The organism is Rhodopirellula sp. SH410 (assembly GCF_055811895.1).
In genome coordinates this window covers 2,059,076-2,079,023 of record NZ_CM147949.1, presented here as the reverse complement: position 1 = coordinate 2,079,023, position 19,948 = coordinate 2,059,076, and the positions used below count along the sequence as shown (strand labels likewise).

The following is a 19,948-nucleotide window of genomic DNA, read 5'->3' as shown; positions in this document are numbered from 1 at the left end:
CACGTCGGGTGAATTTATTCGGCATAATTAAAAAGCGTAGGCATATACGACACTTCTCCAAACTCATTGAGTGTTTTCGTAAGTGTGTTTAGCAGTGTACTGAAGCGCTCCCAGGCGCCAGCGGGGAGCAGTTGGTACTTGAGTTTTTTCCAAAGCATTTCAATTGCATTCAGCTCTGGACTGTATGGCGGCAGATGGTAGATGTAGAGTCCTTTCTCTGCCCAGTCTTCCATGCGAGTTTGAAATGCTCCGCTCGTGTGGACTGAGGCATTGTCAAGGACCACAACAGTTGGACCGTCGATTGTTTGGCAATAATCATCGAAAATTGCAATCACCATTTCGCTGTTCACGTAGCCTTTGTGGAGATAGGTGTGGGTTTCACCGTCTTGACCCTGAAACCCAATCGCTTGAACGTTGCTGCCGTGTGCCCCGGTTACGGGTATTTCGTAGCGTCGACCGATCGGTTGCCATCCGTAGGGAACAACTCCTTTGAGCGAGAAACCCGCCTCGTCAAAGTAAACAACGTTCAAATCCGGTTCTTCGAGAAACTCGGCTAGCTCTTCCTTGGCCAATTGAAATTTCTTTTCATCCCGTTTTTGCCGCAAACTTCGACGATAACGTTTCCAACTCAGCCGAAACCGCCTCGCGTATTCTCGCAGAGTGGGTCGCTTGATTTCCTTGCCGGTTTTTTCTTTCAGCTCTTTCAGCACCTTGGCTGGTCGATTCGGGTATTTTCGAAGTAGTCGCCGGAGAGTTTGCTGCTCTGAGGCGTTGAGTATCGGCGGCGCACCGGGATGCTCGGAGTCTTCAAGTGCGTCGGGGCCGCCTTCTGAAAATCTGTCAATCCAACTGGATACCGAATCTCGATCCACGCCAAAGATATCGACAAGGGAACTTATTTCGTACTGTTGGTCGCTGAGTAAGATTGCGTGCGCACGAACTCGCGTATAGTGGCAATGATGACTTTTCCACATTTCCGTCAGTTGCTGTTTTTGCTCGACTGAGCCAATTTGTGCGAATTTTGTAGAGGGGCGTGCCATTTGAATCTCCCGGTTCGTGAAACAGGGAGAAACATGATGCTTCGCATAATCTCGACCATCGAGCATTTGCTAGCAAATCAGAAAGGATTCCCAACTCAACATGGGTGCAAAAAGCTTGCCAGTTATACCGAAATACTTACCCAGATGTGCTTATGCAAGTGATGGGCTTCATGTCGAGCGAACAACGATTTCCGGCAACACCGCCGAAAGCAGCGATTTGGGAATTGGCGGTGGCATTGCAATAGGATCGGGAGGCTCTGTCAATAAGATTATCAGCAGTACGATTTCAGGGAATGTCGCACGGGGACAACAAGCAACCGGGGGCGGTTTTCATACCTCCAGTCGTGATGATAGGCTTTCAACGGACTACCTGAGGACCCTTATTATAGACAGCACGATCGCAAACAATCGTGTTATTGGAAACACGAATAGCTCTATCGTTGAAGGCTCAGGACTTACGATTATTGACAGAATTGAGTTGTCCAACAGCATTGTCAGTGCCAATACGCAACAAATTGGCTCGGGGGCCGTGACGGTGGGAGAGCAAGTCTCGTTGTTATTCACAGTGACCGCAAAACAACCGAACGTGATTGCGAATATCTCGACCCAACAATTGACTAAAATTGTGGGGGCGACGACTTATAAGGAAGATCCGAATCTTTCTTCGCTCGCGGACAATGGTGGTCGGACTTTGACGCATTCGATTGGTGCGACGAGCATTGCAATCGATAACGGCGAGCGACTGGGGTTGCTCGATCAACGCGGGTTTCCCGTCACCGATCAAGCGGATGACTTTTTCGATTCGCGAGGTACCGACAACAAGTTCGGCGACATTGGTGCTTTTGAATCGAGCCAAGTGACGGTAGTGCCGTTCACGGCGGAGATCCGTGGCGCCAGCCAATTCGGAGCCGGTAGCGCAGCCGTCTTTGGTCAAGGTTTCGACGATGGATTGCCAAACAGTACAATTTCCAAAGAGCCCGGTTTCTTGGGGATCGAATTTGACCAGTCCTTCACCGTGGGACCAGGTGTCTACGAAGATCCGTTTTTCGGTACCCAGTGGGGTGGTGACGCAACGGTCGACTTTGATGGTCGGTTGGGGCTCGAGTATGGATATTATGTAAACTCTGGCAGCGTCGATACTTTCTATGACGGTTCGTTTGCCTACTCGCTCAATGAAGTCAATGACGGTGTGTTCGTGATTGGTACCGGATCCGTGCTAACCGACGGCAGCGTTTACACGGTGTCGCCCCGAGTCGGTGCTTTCGTGGACTTGGTATTTGAATTCAATGCCAGTATCGGTGGACGTGCCTGTGTCGTGTCATGCGCCCAGGGCAATATTCCCATCTCGATTGACGAAACCGTGCCACTGTTCTCGATCAATCGACAGGAAGAAGACGATGCTGGCAACCTTCAATTTGTGAGGCCCGATGGTACGCTGACGTCCGACAGCGATAATGGCAGCAATCCGCCCGCGTTCGATGGCGACATCAATCTCGCGCTGATCGATTACATCAATCTGATTTCGTCTGGATACAGCAAAGCCAAAAAGCTCGTCAACTCATTGGGTGATGCGCGCGAGAAAACACGCAAGGCAGAAATTGATAAGGCCGAGGGTAAGCCCGGGGATCACGACAAGACCATCCGAGAAGGTAAGGCTGAAGAGCAAGAAGCCACGACCAAGGATCCGGGAGCAAAGCAGTCCAGTGGCGGTGCCGGTCTCACCGTTTCGTTCGGTCAATCCGAAGATTTGCTCGGCGTTGAAGTCGAACTCGGAATCGGAACCAAGACACCGAAGATCGGAAAACTTGGATCAGTCGGGATCTCCAAGTCACTTGGCAAGCTCGCATTGACGGTACCGGAAATCCAACTTTCCGACCAGAGTTTCGATAACGAACAAGGTACCCTTTCGGCAAGCACCGACGACTTTGGTTTGGGGTCGGCGTTGGATGCGAAGCGTCAAATCGCCGCTTTGTCTGTCGATGTGGGTGCTCTCGGGCCGTTTGGCGTTTATGAATTCTCGGCCGGGCCGATCGATGTCGAAGCCACTACGGTCTCCTATGTCATCACGCCTCGCTTAGCGCTGTCGCAAGACATCAAGGTCGAACCGTTCTTCGATGCCCAGCACCAAGCGGGTTTTGATTTTACGTTCGCCGGTGGAGGCACAATCAATGTGTTTGTTGGGTCGACCACGACCGCACTGAAGGTCAACACAGGCGATTCGATTTCCTTCATGCCAGGAACGGAAATCCGAGTGGAATCGGGCGGCAAGACCGTCAACATCGCTCCGTCAATTACCGTTGGCAACCGGTTCTCCAACGACATCGGGCTGGACGTTGACCTGCAGGGCATGCTGGAGATTTTGCGGCTCAAACTGAACGCGTTCAGCACGGAGATCTTTGATCTAGGTCCCGTTTATGAAAATACTCATACCCTGATCGATTCATTCGACCTTGGTTCGATCTTTTCCAGCACTTTCAATCTGCCAGCAACGAAAACGAGGCTGGCAGCTTTCACGCTCGGTGGGAACGACTCTGGATCGCTGCGAGATGGAGCATCACCTGGCGGTGCGTTCTTAATGGAATCGGGAACCACCGCTCGAGTCGAACCGCTCAACAATCAAACGACCTACTTCACGATTCCACTGGTCGGTCCCGATGGTGTCATCCACCAAGACGTGCTGTTTGAAACGACCGGAAATAATATCGTCCAGATTCGTCCGCCGTACGGGGGAACGACACTCGAGTTGCTCGATGGCGATGGCCGGGTTCAAAGTAGTTTTGAGTTGGATGTGGCCGGCACGACGTTTGCCAACGGTTTGGGGCCTCAGACGTTCCGGCTTCGCGGCTTTGAAAACCTTTTAGGGAGTGCCGCTACGTTTGGCGTTAAGTTTGCCAGTGGAACAGCGCGAGATATCACGGTGACTGCCGCAGGCGCTGAAGCCCCAGGCGCCATTGGTGTGCACACCGAGCGGTTGCTGACCGATGCGAGACAAGCAGAGTTCGAGTCCGCCGCAAATATCTTTGTACGTCAGTTTGACTTGGCGCTGGACATTGATGGTGACGGATTGCTGTCGCCCACCACCGACGGCACCTTGATCGCTCGATTCATCGAGGGGAAATCCGGTGACGCCCTGATCGCAGGCATCACATCAGCCGACGTCATCTCGGACACGGCAACGCGAACCGACGCAGCAGAGATACTCGCCTACTTACAAGGGCTGCGCGTCAAGGGACGATTGGATGTGGATGACGACGCAAGCGAAACCCTGAACGACGCCGTATTGATCTTGCGTCATTTCTCCGGCATCGGCGGTTCGTCAACGACTCAGCAAGGACTGACCGATGGCTTGACATTCGCTCCGGGTGCCAAGCGAACCTTGCCGGCAGATATTCGAGCGTTCATTGACGGTGGCCAAAGCCCAACGTTGAATTCAACGTACGCTGATGGCGTGTTGTCATTGTCCGATCGTTCGGGCATTCCCACCTTCCGTGTGTCCAGTTCCGCCGTGACGGGTTCCTCACCGTTCGCCCCCGTCTTGACACCCTTTGTCGATGGCACGGGCGTGTTCGCTCTCAGTACTTTCGGTGAGAACGTGATCTTCGATGAGACGTTCTTGGTGGACAAGGACGATCCGAGTATCCGCACGTTGGTCCGCAGTCGAGCGAAGGGCACGCCTGGCCGAACGATTGATCTTCCCGATGAGTTTCGCAAGTATCTAGGAGACCCACTATCGCCAGAAATCGATGTTTTGGTCGGCCGGTTTGAAAACGCCGAGCGAACTCCGGTGCTGGGTACTGAAGAGCCTTTGTTCGTCCGTGTGCCCAATGCGGAGGGCTTCGAGTTCACGCTACCTGCGGGTGTTTCGGTCAGCGAATTGCACTTCGATCCCAATGTCGGCGGAAATATTTTCTACCAACACACCGAGGCGAATTCGGGTACGACAATCGACTTTGATTTGCACATTCCCGCGACCGGCGAATGGTTCGAGATATCGATGAGCGAGCCGTTCACACTACCAGCTGGCGTGTCGACTTTTGAACTCTACCCGCGTCCGATCGTGACCCCGCGAATCCTCGATCCACGTGACGGAGCGGATGCTGATTTAGATCTGACCGTTGGTCTGGTATTGAGCGGACCGGTCGCGCCGGCACCTGATTTGACGGTGAAGGTACTCGCGGATCGTCAGCAATTGTCGGACTTGAACGAGATTCAAATTGGCGTCGGCTCGGATGCAACCAGCTTTGAGACTCGCATCGCCCGTGATGGAGCGTTCTTGGAAGTCAGCACGAGTGGTGTCCAGACTCCGTTGTCGAGTCAAGACATCTCCTTGGATGTAGAGGTTACCAACGACTATCCGGCACAGGTCCTCAAGGGCCTGACCAGCCAGTCTCGACTTGCCTGGGAGTTTTATTTTATTGAACCGGGGGTGTATCAAGTTTCGGCTTCCTGGGACGCAGATGAGAGTCTGTCCAACGGCGTGATCTACACCACTGCGTATTCTAGGGCTTCGAATCCTGATCCCACCCGCATTGCGGTTGACCAACGCCGCGAGGCAAAACCAGACGCGGTCATTGACGGTATCAACTACCAAGATTTGTTTGAAACCCGTGTGATAAACGGATTTCTATCTGTCCAAATCGACAGGTTCGGTTTTGATGGGTTGTTCAGCGCAAAGGGCTTGCATATCCAGCGTGTGGACCAGACTGCCAACGTCGCTGTGGTGGATAACCCGGCGATGGGAATCCCCTTTGGATTGTCAACGCAATACGATCGAGAGTTTGCCGGAAGATCGAGTGTAACGGTGAATGCCACAGGGCTTCGGGGTGGTACAACGACCGACACCTACAGCGTCACGGTAACGAACGAACCGTTTCAATTGGTGGACACCCATGGGATTCTCGATCAGATTGTGCCCAGTGGAACGACCCAACATACAATCGACGTTTCTAAAGTTTTTGACGCCGCCGGTCTGACCCTCGCCGTCGAGTCAAACAATCCTGCGGTCACAGGCTCGATCACGAGCGACGTTTTGACGATTGGTTTCGCTGAGGGTGCTTCGGCAAAGCTCGTCATTGTCGCTAGAGACGCTTCGGGCATGTTGGTAGGAACGGACACTTTTTCTGTGACGACAGGGACTCCAGACCTCAACGCGCCAATCGTGCTCGATCCCGTCCCTGATCAAATTCTTCAGTGGAAAAACCCTCGGTTGTTTGGATTCAATGACACGCTTGATGATTCGTTCGGCGGGAACTCATTGAGGTCATCGGATATAGGAGTGTTCGTTGACGGCGGATATGTTTTCGAGCCAGGTCAAGGGTTGAGTCTTTATGCGGGGATCACGAACCCGAGAGAGTATGCCATTGAGATGACTTTCGAACTTGGCGACAGGACAAACTATCAAAAACTCATCGACTTTAAAGACCTCACCTTGAACACGGGGCTGTACAATATCGACAACGTGATATTCTTTCACCGCGAAAACGCGAGCGATATAAATTCCAACATCACAATTCAGCGAGGAAGACAGTACAACCTTCTGTTTACTCGAGTCGACGCCACCAGCGAAGTTCAAATGTTGATTGATGGAGAATTGGCGTTCAGCTTCATTGACTCAAATGACCAAGCCGTTTTAAGCGAAGCGAACGCGGTCGTTCACTTTTTCAAAGACGACAACCAAATATCTGGAGACGTCGCGAGCGGCATTGTCACGGAAATCAGAATCGACAATAGTCCCGTCGTCGAAACACCCGCCGATCCGATTTTCAGCACTCGCTACACCGATCGTACCGCATTCACGTACGCTTCGTTGTTTGCCGATACCACCTTCGCGCTACCCAATGAAACTCGCACCGACCAATTCTTGAAACTGACCGGAAAAGCCGGTGCCGACGACACTCTCATTCTTGATGCTCGTACCGGGCCGCTCTATCAACCATTTAGTTTTCATGCGGAGTTTGGGAACACGGCACCGACCGGTGGTTGGACCGACAGGATCGAGGTGCAAGGAAAGGGGACTCATGTTGATCTTCGCGAATCCGACATCCAGGGCATCGGTGTCATCGATCTTCGCGGTGAGGGTGCGAACACGCTCACAGCGACGGCGAAGGCATTGTTCGACAACGACCCCACCGGCAATCCGTTGCTGGTGATCGCGGATGCCGATGATTCGGTGATTCGCTCGGATAACACCGTGTGGACAAAATTACCCGCTCAACAAACCGATCCGGTGTCGGGGTTCGCATTTGATATCTACACCAGCGAGTATGTTGTTCCTGGTGAACCGACAAGGACACAAACGGTGACGCTCTGGGTTTCAGATCCCACGTCGACGACTGCGGTGGCGATGCCAGTTGCCGGTCCAGAGTTTACGTTTCCAACCTCAACACTATCCGTGGAACTCGTCAACAAACTGAAAGCACCGGGGCAAATCGCCTTGGTGCCGCCGTCCGATGCCAACCTGACCGCAGGTGAAAAGTTCACGGTTGACGTGCTGTACAACGTGGACGATGCAAACGGTTTGATCCCGCCAGCGTTGTTAGTGGAAGTTCACTACGATTCGTCGAGAATCCGTTTCACAGACTTGCCGTTCGTGCTAGCGAATGGTTTGGTCAACGATGTCGATTCGGAGAGCCCCGAATTTGAGACCGTTGACGACGGCAACTTGCGAACCGATCGAACGATGATTTTTTCGTTCACGGACTTTTTGGGGGCATGGCCCGCAGGTGCAACGTCGTCAACGAAACTCGCCACGATTGAATTTCAAGCCAGTGACGCGACCGCGATCAGCGAAATCCGCCTGACGGGATTGTCGTCCAACGGTTTCGTTTTCGATGCCGAGGACTTCGCATTGTTGTCGATTGATGCAGAGCCACCGACGCTAGTGGTGCCCACCCCCGTCGTGTTCGAAGGCGACGCGGTCGGGGGTGCCTGGTCGAGTGCTGGGGCAGTTGCAGCACTTTTCGCTACGGCGATGACAACGGATGAGGTCGACCGCAATCCAACGCTCACCAACGACGCGCCCGCAACGATCCCAGTCGGTGATACTCCGATCACGTTCACGGCGATGGACCTCGCGGGCAACATGACGTCTTCGACAATCACCATCACCGTGGTTGATTCCACCGCGCCGACGATTGTCGCTCCGCCGAATCTCACCGTGGAAGCAACCACCTCGGCCGGTGCGGAGGCGACGCTGGCCGCATTGGTGGCTTTTTTCGGCGCTGCCAATGTGTCGGACATCGTTGATACTTCGCCGACAATCACCCACGACGCGCCGGCCTCTCTCCCGTTAGGTACGACGACCGTGACCTTCACGGCAACGGACGACGCATTGAACAGTGCGGCGGGAATCGCGACGGTGACGGTTGTGGATACGACAGCCCCAGCCCTGACCGTCCCAGCGAACCTCACCGTCTCGCCCACGGCTTCAGGAGATATGTTGTCGAGGATCACCGCATTCTTGAATGGGGCCACCGCAACAGACATCGTCGATGCAACGCCCGCGATACAAACGAATGCGCCAGCAACGTTCTCCGCTGGAACAACGACGACCGTTTCGTTCACTGCCGTCGATGCCGCGGGCAACCAGACCATCTTGTCCGCCGATGTTACCGTGACGGATGTCTTTGTCGTCGACGCAGAGGGACAGACGATTTCGCTTACTCAGAACAGTGCACAGGATCCTGGTAAGCACATCTGGGTAAGTATTTCGGTATAACTGGCAAGCTTTTTGCACCCATGTTGAGTTGGGAATCCTTTCTGATTTGCTAGCAAATGCTCGATGGTCGAGATTATGCGAAGCATCATGTTTCTCCCTGTTTCACGAACCGGGAGATTCAAATGGCACGCCCCTCTACAAAATTCGCACAAATTGGCTCAGTCGAGCAAAAACAGCAACTGACGGAAATGTGGAAAAGTCATCATTGCCACTATACGCGAGTTCGTGCGCACGCAATCTTACTCAGCGACCAACAGTACGAAATAAGTTCCCTTGTCGATATCTTTGGCGTGGATCGAGATTCGGTATCCAGTTGGATTGACAGATTTTCAGAAGGCGGCCCCGACGCACTTGAAGACTCCGAGCATCCCGGTGCGCCGCCGATACTCAACGCCTCAGAGCAGCAAACTCTCCGGCGACTACTTCGAAAATACCCGAATCGACCAGCCAAGGTGCTGAAAGAGCTGAAAGAAAAAACCGGCAAGGAAATCAAGCGACCCACTCTGCGAGAATACGCGAGGCGGTTTCGGCTGAGTTGGAAACGTTATCGTCGAAGTTTGCGGCAAAAACGGGATGAAAAGAAATTTCAATTGGCCAAGGAAGAGCTAGCCGAGTTTCTCGAAGAACCGGATTTGAACGTTGTTTACTTTGACGAGGCGGGTTTCTCGCTCAAAGGAGTTGTTCCCTACGGATGGCAACCGATCGGTCGACGCTACGAAATACCCGTAACCGGGGCACACGGCAGCAACGTTCAAGCGATTGGGTTTCAGGGTCAAGACGGTGAAACCCACACCTATCTCCACAAAGGCTACGTGAACAGCGAAATGGTGATTGCAATTTTCGATGATTATTGCCAAACAATCGACGGTCCAACTGTTGTGGTCCTTGACAATGCCTCAGTCCACACGAGCGGAGCATTTCAAACTCGCATGGAAGACTGGGCAGAGAAAGGACTCTACATCTACCATCTGCCGCCATACAGTCCAGAGCTGAATGCAATTGAAATGCTTTGGAAAAAACTCAAGTACCAACTGCTCCCCGCTGGCGCCTGGGAGCGCTTCAGTACACTGCTAAACACACTTACGAAAACACTCAATGAGTTTGGAGAAGTGTCGTATATGCCTACGCTTTTTAATTATGCCGAATAAATTCACCCGACGTGCTTATTAGACGGTTTGATCTGCGTGGCTTGGGTAACAACACGTTGATGTTAGATGCGGCCGTCATCGGCAGTGTGTTCGCGAACGGAAGTATCGACGTCATCTCGGATCCAGGTGATGTGATTGAGTTTGACGATAACTGGGAATTTGATGCCGTCGAGATCGTCAACGGATTGCTGGTCAGGCGATTCTCAAACAGCAGCGCAACGATCAACCTGTTCGGCCCCGATGACTTCTCCAATCCTCTCAATCCGTTTGATGTCAATTCGGACGGCGTCGTAACCGCGGTCGATGCGTTGCAAGTGATCAACGAGCTGAACAATCCTCGATTTGCCACCGGCGGGACGAATGGGGCGAATGGATTCCCGGATATTGACCAACTGGATCTTTCGAAGTTTAGCTTCTTTGATGTGTCTCGAGACCGACTGGTAACGGCACTGGACGCACTGCAAATCATCAACGAACTGAATCGATCTTCGGGACAAGGTGAAAACGCCGAGGCGGAATCTGTGATGCTGCCGTCGGTCGGAATGGTTCCATACAATGAGCAAACACTCCAACGCCTGGGTTTCGTCGATCCGTCCGAAAGACAAACTGAGCCACCAACTGAACTGACGAAATTCCACAGCCCTGAGCTCACGGTTCCCACGATTCAGGCCATCGATGCGTCAAACCCCAAGGTGCTATGGACGGATCACAATGAGGAGGCAGTGCCCCTGTCAACTTCTCTGATTGATCAAGTGATCACCGAATTCGAGTTATTGCATGCCAGTCGTTCAACCAACCAGTTTGCATCCAAATTCCGATAACCACTCGCTTCGCCAAGACTATCTTCCCCGATCCTTGGCTTTACTCGCCAAGCGAATCGAATTTTCATCCGGCATCGTCGAACCCAAGAAAACTCTTCCGTCTTTCGCCGTCTTGCTCTGAGCATTTGGCAACAAGACACTGCCCTCAAAGACTCCGTTCGGGAAAAAGGAGAAAAAGAGGGCCACCCACTTTTCAGAGAGGGCTACCGCTTAGTTTTGGCCGATTTGGTTTCCGTGTGATTCTCTCAGAACGCCGCCACCGATCATGGAGCTGATTCTGATCCGATTTTCAGATATCGGCGCAGCAGCGCCCCCGGATGGAATCAAAGTGGGGTGTTTTCCGAGCGGATCCCAGTCATGGGTGCTCTCGCGGGTCCGATCTGAGCATTGAGTGAAGTCATCAATCCGATCCTTGGCTCCGGTGTACTCGCTCGATTCAGGCGTTCCCGCCATGGCGGCACGAATCGGGTTGAGGTCGACGTAGGCGGCACACGCCAACAAACTCGCTTCATCGAGGAGCACATCGGCAGAGGATCTTTGACAAGATCCACTACGTCAGCCTACGACTCTGCAAATTACCTCCGTCACATTTGTTTTCACGCATGTCTCTCTTGACCGGGGAGCGATTCGTCGTGGAGCTTGTTGAAGTGCACATCGGCACAGGATCTTTGACAAGATCCACTACGTCAGCTTACGACTCTGCAAACCACCTCCGTCACATTTGCTTTCACGAATTTGATCCACGCTGATGATTCGTGTCATTCGTGGTTAAACCTCACGCTCGCTGTTGAGCCGGCTTGCATGTCTCTCTCGACCGGGGAGCGATTCGTCGTGGAACTTGTTGAGGTGCACATCGGCACAGGATCTTTAACAAGATCCACTACGTCAGCCTACAACTCTGCAAACCACCTCCGTCACATTTGCTTTCACGAATTTGATCCACGCTGATGATTCGTGTCATTCGTGGTTAAACCTCACGCTCGCTGTTGAGCCGGCTTGCATGTCTCTCTCGACCGGGGAGCGATTCGTCGTGGAACTTGTTGAGGTGCACATCGGCACAGGATCTTTGACAAGATCCACTACGTCAGCCTATGACGCTGCAAATTACCTCCGTCACAGTTGCTTTCCTCATCGGGACAGCCGCTGGCGATTGGCAGTCGCGTCACCACGCAAGAAGAACGTCGGCAAGTTTCGTCGCCCAGGGACACGGTCGAGTCGTCATGGCGATGGTGTCACGGTGTGTTTGCAAATCGCGTCTAACGCCGGGGGCCCCAACAAGTACCCCATTTTGCGTAAAAAAACATTGACTTGCGCGAACAAACTCGCTAAGGCGACTTGAAGTCACACTGCATGCGTATTGCGATCGAATGAAGTCGCATTACGTGTTTTGGCAGCGATTTCTAGCGGGCTCGAGGGGACCAATCGTCTCGGCACCCGTGGGGAATGTGAGCCATCGAAGCGAGCCGGTTTTCCGACGCGCAATCGTTCATTCTCTTTTCTGATTTTCACTCTTCCGGTTTAGGCAAAGCCTGCTGACTCGCACGCTTTTCGCCACTTTTTACGTTTACCAAGTAGGTTAGCGATGAAGAAGTTTCTTTCTATTTTTGCCTTGGCTATTTGTCTCAGCGGTTGCAGCAGTGACAAGCCCGTCGTCGTCGACGAAGCCGGGATGACCCCCGAACAGCAGGCGGAGCAACAGGCCTACGTGGATGACATGGACGGGCCCGCACCAGACTGACGGCCTGGCCGCACTGACGGCCTGGCCGCACGGCGGGGCACGGCCGTGTCCGCCGCTGCGATTCATGGAGTAATTGAGGCATTCTTATCCTTGCGGGACGGAACATCTCCGTGACGCATCTTGTTTTTGTTTTACTTTTAAGAGGGTTAGTTCAATGAAACGGTTTTCCCGATCAGCATTCACGCTGGTCGAACTCTTGGTGGTCATCGCGATCATCGGTGTCTTGGTGGGGCTATTATTGCCTGCCGTCCAAGCCGCCCGCGAAGCAGCTCGTCGGATGAGCTGCAGTAATAATTTCAAACAAATTGGTTTGGGGTTACATAACTATCATTCGGCCTATAACCAGTTGCCGCAGCACATGACGGGCAACACACGCACGCATACCAACGATTCATCTGTATGCAATCGCTTGTATCTCAGTGCGCAAGTCGGCCTGACCCCATTCGTCGAGCAACAGGCGCTTTGGCAACAGATCAGCAATCCCTTCGATCGCAATGGCGATGGAACGCTCGCATATCCGCCGGACAGCCCACCGATGGGCCCGGGTCCTTGGCAAACGTATTATCCGCCGTGGATGACCGAGATTCCGATGCTGCGCTGCCCCAGTGACCCTGGGCGTGGACTGCCCGCGTTGGGCCGCTGCAACTACGCGGTTTGCGTCGGGGATGTCATGGAGTTGACGCACAGTGGCGGCCTGAACGAAAGCGGCATCTATGATGCAACCGATCCACTGAACAATGACGAATGCAGCATGCGTCGCGGTGGCGGTAGCAACAACAACAACCGTGCTCAAGAGGCCCGAGCGCGTAACCGTGGGATGTTCTGGTGCCGGCATACTACTCGATTCCGGGATTGCATGGATGGACTCTCTGGCACCATTTGCATGGGCGAGATCGCGACGATCCTCGGTGGCCGTGAAATCATTTCGGAGTTCGTACTCAACGGCCCCGACGCGATCTCCACAAACCCCGCCGCGTGCGACGATCAGGTGGACCCGACGCGGCCTCAGTTTTGGCTGCAGAGCGCCAACGTCGGTGGTGGTAACCAAATTCGTGGCGGCCGCTGGGCCGACGGTCGGATCCAATACACTGCCTTCCACACCATCAAACCACCCAACAGTTTGAGTTGTTTCCGTGGTGGCGACGCGTCACAGGGAATCTCATCGGCATCGAGTCGTCATCAAGGCGGCGCGCACGTGCTGATGGGCGATGGTGCGGTGAAATTCATTACCGACAGTATCGAATCGGGTAATCAGCAAATGACACCCGCCCACACTGGAGCACAGAGTAGCTTTGGGTTGTGGGGCGCCCTAGCAGCGTGTTGATTTTCGCCTGAATCGGTTACGATGTGCGATCCACGTTTAGAGGAGCCGAGATGGCATTGGGAAAACGACGGCGAGAACAGCAGGGCACGTTTTGGGTAGCGACTGAAAAGCTATGCAATGCGCCACGAAATGCATTCTACGATCGCTTGAATCAGCTATTAGACGAAATTGGGTTTGACGAAGAGCTGGAAGCAGCTGCCGAGCCTTACTACCAGAAAACCGGACGCAAGGGGCTCGCTCCTGGCGTCTACTTCCGAATGATCTTCATTGGCTATTTTGAAGACATCTCTTCTCAACGTGGGATTGCGTGGCGCTGTGCTGACAGCCGATCTTTGGCGAAGTTTCTTGGCTACTCACTGGAAGAACCGACGCCGGACCACAGCACGTTGTCGCTAACGCGAGAACGACTCCCGATGGAGATTCACAACCTCGCTTTTGAACTGATTCTCAAAGCAACTGCCGATCACGGATTATTGGCAGGCAAGACGCTCGGCGTGGATGCCACCGACCTAGAAGCCAACGCCTCGCTCAAGAGTATCGTTCGCAAAGACAATGGTGACGACTGGCAAGAGTATCTCCGGAAGCTCTACGCTGAAGAGACTGGGAAGACGAATCCCACCGACGAAGAGCTTCGACGATTTGATAAGAGCCGCAAGTCGAAAAAGAAGGTCAGCAACGAACACTGGGAAAGCGAAACCGATCCGGATTCTCGCATTGGGAAGATGAAAGACGGGCGTTTTCACTTGAAATACAAGGCCGAGAACGCAGTCGATCTGGAAACCAATGTGATCGTTTCAGCGGAGGTTTACCACGGCGATCGAGGCGACACGAGCACCATCGAGGATACGGTCAACGCAGCCAAAGTGAACTTGAAGCAAGCTGGTACGAATCTTGAAGTAGAGGAAGTGGTTGCCGACAAGGGCTATCATAGCGAACAGGCACTCGATGACCTTCAGAACAAATGCAACACCCGCACCTACATTCCCGAACCAGATCGAAAAGGCAATCGAACGTGGACCGATAAATCCCCTGAACGAGAAGCATCCTACCGACGCAATCGACGGAACACCAAAGGCAATCGAGGCCGCAAACTTCAGCGTCTTCGCAGCGAGCGAGTCGAACGTACGTTCGCTCATTTATGTGATACCGGTGGTGCCCGTCGCACTTGGCTTCGCGGCATCGAGAAAGTGCGGAAGCGATACATGAGCGCAGCGATGGCACACAATTTGGGGCAGGTCATGCGCAAACTGGTGGGTGCTGGCAAGCCACGGTACTTGGCGGTGCTCGCCGAGCGAGCTTTCTCGCATTTTGGCATGCTTTGGGCAAACTGGAGGCTCATTTTGAGTCTTGTATCGCCACGGAGGCGTCCAACTGAGTCCCACGTCAAATTTTCACGCTTGCGCGCCGCGTGACCACCGGCCAAAACTTGACGTGACGTTTTATGCAAAATTCAACACGCTGCTAGGCACACGCGCCTCGTCTGAAACGAAGCAATTGGAGTAAGTCATCAGGCCGGGTCTTGGCCAAGTGACGAAACACTCAAACGGTGGTGGAGCAATGCTTCGCCACCGTTTTTTTCTGCTATCGTGGGCAACCAACGCAGGTTCGGGTTATTTAATTCCGCATAACCCTATTAGCCGTTTGGGCGTTCGCCTGGACCGCTAAACCTTTGGGGTTGCAGTGGTTTTGCATTGCGCAAGTTTTCTTCTGCACCTCCGCCTCCTGCCGACCAGCCGCAATTGTCCAGTCTCCCCTCTCCTCCAGGCTTCGTGGGGGAGAGGGGGTGAGGGGCGAGGGGGCTCAACTTAGCTGCTCGCGTCGATTCCGAATCGCTTGCTCAATTTCTCTTCGCACGCGCGCGCCGCGACAGTCACCGAGAGCCCATCAGCGCGACGCTGCGAAAACTCGGTAGGGAGCCCAACAGCCGCCCTTGGGTCGCATGACAGCGACCAAATCACCGTGCGCATCCGTGGCGATGCACTCGCCAAGAAACGATTCGGGTGATCCTGAACCGCTGGTCTGGCGTGATGAGGACTCGGCCCGGTAGCCGATCAGATCGAGATCGGTCTGCGATGGCATTTGCGGCTGGCCGGAAATCGGCAAACCATTGCGGAGCCGCATGACATCGTCATTGCCTAGCTGCATCGAGGGCAGGTGCGGCAGTCCCGCGACGGGAGCCTCCATGGCGTTTCGCAGGTCACCGATCACCTCCATCGGGGTCAGTCCCTCGGCGAGCTGTTCCCGGTTTTGCGGTGGCGGGTCATCCGGGGGAATGACGGCGACTGCCGATGCGATTCCAAAGGGCCCCACTTCGCTGCGTGTCAGGCGGGTCATCACGGCCACGCTTTGGCATTTACCGGCGATATCCATACCCAGTGACCGCAGGTAGGTCCCTGATCCGCAGCGAACGCTGACATCGAGGTGTGGGTATTGATACGCGATCACGTCGATCGAATCGATCCAAACGCGGCGGGTAGGCATCTCGAATTGCTCGCCCCGGCGCGTGCGTTGGTGAGCACGCTCGCCATCAACCCAAATCGCTGAGTGCCCCGGCGGCGTTTGATCGATCCAACCATGCAGTTGTTCACAGGCGTGCTGGATTTCCGCCATGGATGGTTGCGGTGCATCGGCGAGTGCGACAACGGGTTCCTCCAGATCGCCCGACGCGCTGCTGACGCCGAGTTCGAACCGGGCTTCGTAGCGTTTGGCGTGCTGCAACATCCATGGTGTGAGACGTGCCGCAGCACCGACTGCGATAACGACGAGCCCATCGGCCAAGGGATCGAGCGTGCCCGTGTGACCGACCTTGAGTTTGCGGTCGTTGAGTTCGCGGCGCAGCCGTCGTTGGACTCGATTGACGAGTTCACGCGACGTCATGCCACGTGGTTTGACGTACGGCAGAAAACCAAACGAATGCGTTGGAAGAGGTGGTGCTGAGTTCATCCGTGAGAGATCGGTTGCAGGAAACGGAGGTGGCGCAGGTAGGCAGCGGACGCGCCGGCCAAAATAGCTTCGACCAAAATAAACATCAGCCGCGCCGCGATGACGGCGAGCAGGGCATGGGTTTGCCCGATCAAGGGCGCGAGCACGAGCAGAGTCACGTATTCGCGGACCCCCGCGCCGCCCGGGACGAGAGAAGCAAACCCCAGCACCATGCCCAAGGAGATCGCGGCGGTGGCGACCGATGCGAGTTCGGCGACCGGCGGCATCGGTTCGAACGACGGGATCGCCGTGATCAGCAGCGTGAATGCGAGCCCGATTGATATCCACGAGACGAGCGACAGCAAGCCGCACTGGCCGAGCAACGACCAGGTGATGTTAGCCGAGGTGATGGCGTCGCCGCGACTGGGGTCGAGCTTGCGACGGGCCGCAACGAGAGCCAGCAATCGACGTAGAATAGGTGGACAGAGGAAGAGCAAGGAGCAGATCGCCATGGCCGCGGCGCAAACGCGCACCCATTCAGGCAGCGGTGATCGCCATAGCAAGACGCCCGCCACCGTGCCCCCCACGCCCATCATCAGCAGCGTTTCAAAAAACACACAGCTCGCAACCCGTCCGATCGGTCGCGTGGCGACTGGCGCAGCAGGCGGGGGCTCGTCCGTTGCCGGCGCGGCGTGATCGTCCGCTGCCGGCGCGGCGTGATCGTCCGCTGCCGGCGCGGCGTGATCGTCCGCAACGCTGGGGCTCGATTTGGGCAAGATCGCACCGACACGCAGCAACACGACCATGGCTTTGCCAGGAATGTACTTGCCCGCATGTCCGAGTAATTGAGCGGCGATCGCCCGGCGAAGCGTGCAGGGAACCGCAAGTGCTCGCAGGCCACGATGGAGCACCCACCCCGATGGCAATAAACCAACCGCATATAGGAGACTGGCGAGGCAGACTCGATCCCAGCGAACGTTGCCCAATAGCGGCAACGAGGCCTCACGCCGCTCCGCCTCGCTCGTCAGCGCTGCCGAGACGTCTGGATCCGATTGAGCAGCGGCCTCACTTCGCAACCGCTGCGCCTCGGTCGATAGCGCGAACGTTTCCGCTCGCCATCGCTGAGCCGCCTTGCTCGCCGCACTGACCAAACCGATCACGACAAGCAGAAAAACGACACGTTGAATCCAGGCAAGCCAAGGCACAGTGGAGTTAGTTATCCACCAAAGGATCTTGCTTTTCAGTGATCACTTCGCACTTTTCGGATTCCGTCGCATTAATTTCGATATAGTTCTTCCATTCATCAGGTAGATTGTCTTCATGGAAGATCGCTTCGACGGGGCACTCGGGAACACAGGCTTCGCAATCGATGCACTCCTCCGGGTGGATATACAACATTTGTTCGCCCTCGTAGAAACACTCCACCGGACAAACGACGACACAATCGGTGTACTTGCATCCCGAGCAGGGTTCGGCGACGACGTGCATAACTTTTACCTTCGTTTATTTTTGGAAAAAACAGCTGTGATCGAGCGGCCATGACGAGCTGTCGTGGTATCGGCAACCCGTCGAGTATCGGCTTCGCGACGGGTAAACTTTCGCATAAAAAGTCGCCGCAGAGAACAGATCGACGAACCAGCCGGATCACTAGCAGCCTAGTTTGCCTATTTATCAGGCTTGGGCCAACCGGCCAACACCGAAAATTCCAACTTATTTCTCATTGCCCTTCTTACTTCAAAATTCGAACTCCGTGAATTCGCATCCAGACCCAACGCCTGCCGAGCCTTCAACGCCCAGCCATGCTCCGTCCACACCGGCGACTGAGCCCACGACGCTACGGACCAAACCCAACCGCCATTTCCCGTTTCTGTCGCGACATCCCTGGGTGCTGGCAACTGCGATTGGGCAGCCGAGAGACGCTTCGCAGTCGCGAAAGCATCGTCAGCAGGAAGGAAACGACACTTCGCTTGCCGCGTCCGGTGGTAGTGATCCCGTCCCCGCCACGAATGATGCGACGGTCGCCGCGGGCGACACGGCCCCCCAAGTGGGTGAATCGGTGGAATTGCTCGACCACGACGGCAATTGGGTAGCACGTGGTCTGTGCAATCCGGCAAGCCGATTGCGTTTGCGATTGTACAGTTTTTCCCGTGATCAAATGATTGACGACGCGTTGTTTGCTCAACGCATTGACGAAGCCGTCGCACGCCGCCGATTAACGCCCACGACCGACCTCAGCGAGGCGGGGGAGCGATTGGTCTTCAGTGAGTCGGACCGCATCAGCGGCTTGATCGTGGATCGCTACGCCGATTGCTTGAGCATTCAATTTACCGCCGCAGCACTGCTCTCGCGGGGGCCGTTCTTGATCGAGCAGGTCATGCGGGCGGCTGAAAAATACGGCACTCCCTGCACCCGGGTTACCGTTCGTGTCGATGCCGCAACGGCTCGCCACGAGGGAATCACGCCTGCACAGGTCGCGGAAGTCGAGTCCTGGAGCCGGGGGATCTCGTGCGCCCCATCGGCCCCCGATGGGGTGGTCACCGAAGCGGATACGGTGTGGTATCGGCATAATGATTTGAAGATGGCGATTGACTTGCGTGACGGGCAGAAAACGGGGGGCTATCTCGACCAGCAAGCCAACCACGCCGAAGCGGCGCGTTATATGGCAGGCCGCCGTGTCCTAGACATCTGCACGTACACCGGTGGGTTTGCACTTTCAGCGGCGCGGGCCGGCGCCAGCCACGTGATCGGCGTCGATAGCAGCGAGAAGGCACTGGAGATGGCCCGCCGAAACGCGAGTGAGAACTCGCTCGACCAGGTACAGTTCGAACGCGCCGATTGTTTCGACGACCTGAAAGCTCGCGGGGCGAGAAATGAAACGTTTGATGCGGTGGTTTTGGACCCTCCCCGGTTCGCGGGCGCCCGCCGCCAAGTCGATGCGGCGCTGCGTGCCTATGCGAGACTAAACATGTCTGCAATCGATCTATTGCCCCCCGGCGGCATCCTGGTCACCTGCAGTTGCTCGGGGCATGTGTCCCGTTCCGACTTCCTCAACATGCTCGTCGACGCCGGGCGAAAACGCCAGCGGGACATCATCATCCTGCAATCGCGTGGCCCCTCGCCTGACCACCCCTGTGCCGTCTCGTGCCCCGAGAGCGACTATTTGAAATGCGTGATTGCGCAGGTCCAATAACACTGTTCGGAAATACCGGACCGTAATCCGGGCGTTCGGGGGCTCGAT

Annotated in this window: 12 protein-coding genes; 7 read left to right on the top strand and 5 right to left on the bottom strand. The window is 55.1% G+C overall.

The window, feature by feature from the left end:
- Nucleotides 1-14: 14 nt before the first annotated feature.
- Nucleotides 15-1,106, bottom strand: a complete 1,092-nt coding sequence (locus SH410x_RS07825; RefSeq protein WP_473668492.1) for an IS630 family transposase — start codon at nucleotides 1,104-1,106, stop codon at nucleotides 15-17.
- Nucleotides 1,107-1,518: 412 nt separating this feature from the next.
- Here SH410x_RS07825 and SH410x_RS07820 point away from each other — a divergent pair, with 412 nt between their 5' ends.
- From SH410x_RS07820 to SH410x_RS07810, 3 genes are read left to right on the top strand one after another with little or no spacing between them, the layout of a single operon-like run.
- A complete protein-coding gene (locus SH410x_RS07820) occupies nucleotides 1,519-8,757 on the top strand; it encodes a choice-of-anchor Q domain-containing protein (RefSeq protein WP_473675947.1) in 7,239 nt (2,412 codons plus the stop codon).
- Nucleotides 8,758-8,813: 56 nt separating this feature from the next.
- Complete coding sequence (locus SH410x_RS07815) at nucleotides 8,814-9,905, top strand: IS630 family transposase (RefSeq protein ID WP_473668492.1); 1,092 nt, start codon at nucleotides 8,814-8,816, stop codon at nucleotides 9,903-9,905.
- A gap of 11 nt (nucleotides 9,906-9,916) precedes the next feature.
- A complete protein-coding gene (locus tag SH410x_RS07810; RefSeq protein ID WP_473675945.1) occupies nucleotides 9,917-10,726 on the top strand; it encodes a dockerin type I domain-containing protein in 810 nt (269 codons plus the stop codon).
- A gap of 210 nt (nucleotides 10,727-10,936) precedes the next feature.
- Here SH410x_RS07810 and SH410x_RS07805 read toward each other — a convergent pair whose 3' ends face one another.
- On the bottom strand, nucleotides 10,937-11,248 hold the full coding sequence (locus tag SH410x_RS07805; protein WP_473675943.1) for a hypothetical protein: 312 nt from the start codon (nucleotides 11,246-11,248) through the stop codon (nucleotides 10,937-10,939).
- 1,060 nt (nucleotides 11,249-12,308) lie between these two features.
- Here SH410x_RS07805 and SH410x_RS07800 point away from each other — a divergent pair.
- The 3 genes from SH410x_RS07800 to SH410x_RS07790 all read left to right on the top strand — a co-directional run bounded on the left by SH410x_RS07800 (nucleotide 12,309) and on the right by SH410x_RS07790 (nucleotide 15,200).
- Nucleotides 12,309-12,464, top strand: a complete 156-nt coding sequence (locus SH410x_RS07800) for a putative periplasmic lipoprotein (protein ID WP_473675941.1) — start codon at nucleotides 12,309-12,311, stop codon at nucleotides 12,462-12,464.
- A 154-nt stretch (nucleotides 12,465-12,618) separates the two neighbouring features.
- Nucleotides 12,619-13,788 carry a DUF1559 family PulG-like putative transporter gene (locus SH410x_RS07795; RefSeq protein WP_473675939.1) on the top strand — a complete coding sequence of 390 codons (1,170 nt, stop codon included), beginning with the start codon at nucleotides 12,619-12,621 and terminating at the stop codon, nucleotides 13,786-13,788.
- Nucleotides 13,789-13,838: 50 nt separating this feature from the next.
- The gene (locus tag SH410x_RS07790; RefSeq protein ID WP_473675937.1) at nucleotides 13,839-15,200 is read left to right on the top strand and encodes a transposase; all 1,362 of its coding nucleotides are present in this window, start codon (nucleotides 13,839-13,841) and stop codon (nucleotides 15,198-15,200) included.
- A gap of 472 nt (nucleotides 15,201-15,672) precedes the next feature.
- Here SH410x_RS07790 and truB read toward each other — a convergent pair whose 3' ends face one another.
- From truB to SH410x_RS07775, 3 genes are read right to left on the bottom strand one after another with little or no spacing between them, the layout of a single operon-like run.
- Nucleotides 15,673-16,731 (bottom strand): tRNA pseudouridine(55) synthase TruB, encoded by a 1,059-nt coding sequence (gene truB, locus SH410x_RS07785; RefSeq protein ID WP_473675935.1) that lies wholly within the window; start codon nucleotides 16,729-16,731, stop codon nucleotides 15,673-15,675.
- Entirely contained in the window at nucleotides 16,728-17,915 is a 1,188-nt protein-coding gene (locus SH410x_RS07780) for a lysylphosphatidylglycerol synthase domain-containing protein (protein ID WP_473675933.1), read from the bottom strand. Before SH410x_RS07780 ends, truB begins: the two co-directional genes overlap by 4 nt.
- Nucleotides 17,916-17,922: 7 nt before the next feature.
- Nucleotides 17,923-18,198, bottom strand: a complete 276-nt coding sequence (locus SH410x_RS07775) for a ferredoxin family protein (RefSeq protein WP_473675931.1) — start codon at nucleotides 18,196-18,198, stop codon at nucleotides 17,923-17,925.
- Between the two features lie 262 nt (nucleotides 18,199-18,460).
- Between SH410x_RS07775 and SH410x_RS07770 the strand changes: the two genes are divergently transcribed.
- Complete coding sequence (locus tag SH410x_RS07770) at nucleotides 18,461-19,900, top strand: class I SAM-dependent rRNA methyltransferase (protein ID WP_473675929.1); 1,440 nt, start codon at nucleotides 18,461-18,463, stop codon at nucleotides 19,898-19,900.
- Nucleotides 19,901-19,948 lie beyond the last annotated feature (48 nt).

Bases quoted from the DNA above. Each gene is read 5' to 3' on its own strand.
- SH410x_RS07790 (WP_473675937.1), top strand. From the start codon at position 13,839: ATGGCATTGGGAAAACGACGGCGAGAACAGCAGGGCACGTTTTGGGTA.
- SH410x_RS07775 (WP_473675931.1), bottom strand. From the start codon at position 18,198: ATGCACGTCGTCGCCGAACCCTGCTCGGGATGCAAGTACACCGATTGT.
- truB (WP_473675935.1), bottom strand. From the start codon at position 16,731: ATGAACTCAGCACCACCTCTTCCAACGCATTCGTTTGGTTTTCTGCCG.
- SH410x_RS07825 (WP_473668492.1), bottom strand. From the start codon at position 1,106: ATGCTCGATGGTCGAGATTATGCGAAGCATCATGTTTCTCCCTGTTTC.
- SH410x_RS07800 (WP_473675941.1), top strand. From the start codon at position 12,309: ATGAAGAAGTTTCTTTCTATTTTTGCCTTGGCTATTTGTCTCAGCGGT.
- SH410x_RS07815 (WP_473668492.1), top strand. From the start codon at position 8,814: ATGCTCGATGGTCGAGATTATGCGAAGCATCATGTTTCTCCCTGTTTC.
- SH410x_RS07795 (WP_473675939.1), top strand. From the start codon at position 12,619: ATGAAACGGTTTTCCCGATCAGCATTCACGCTGGTCGAACTCTTGGTG.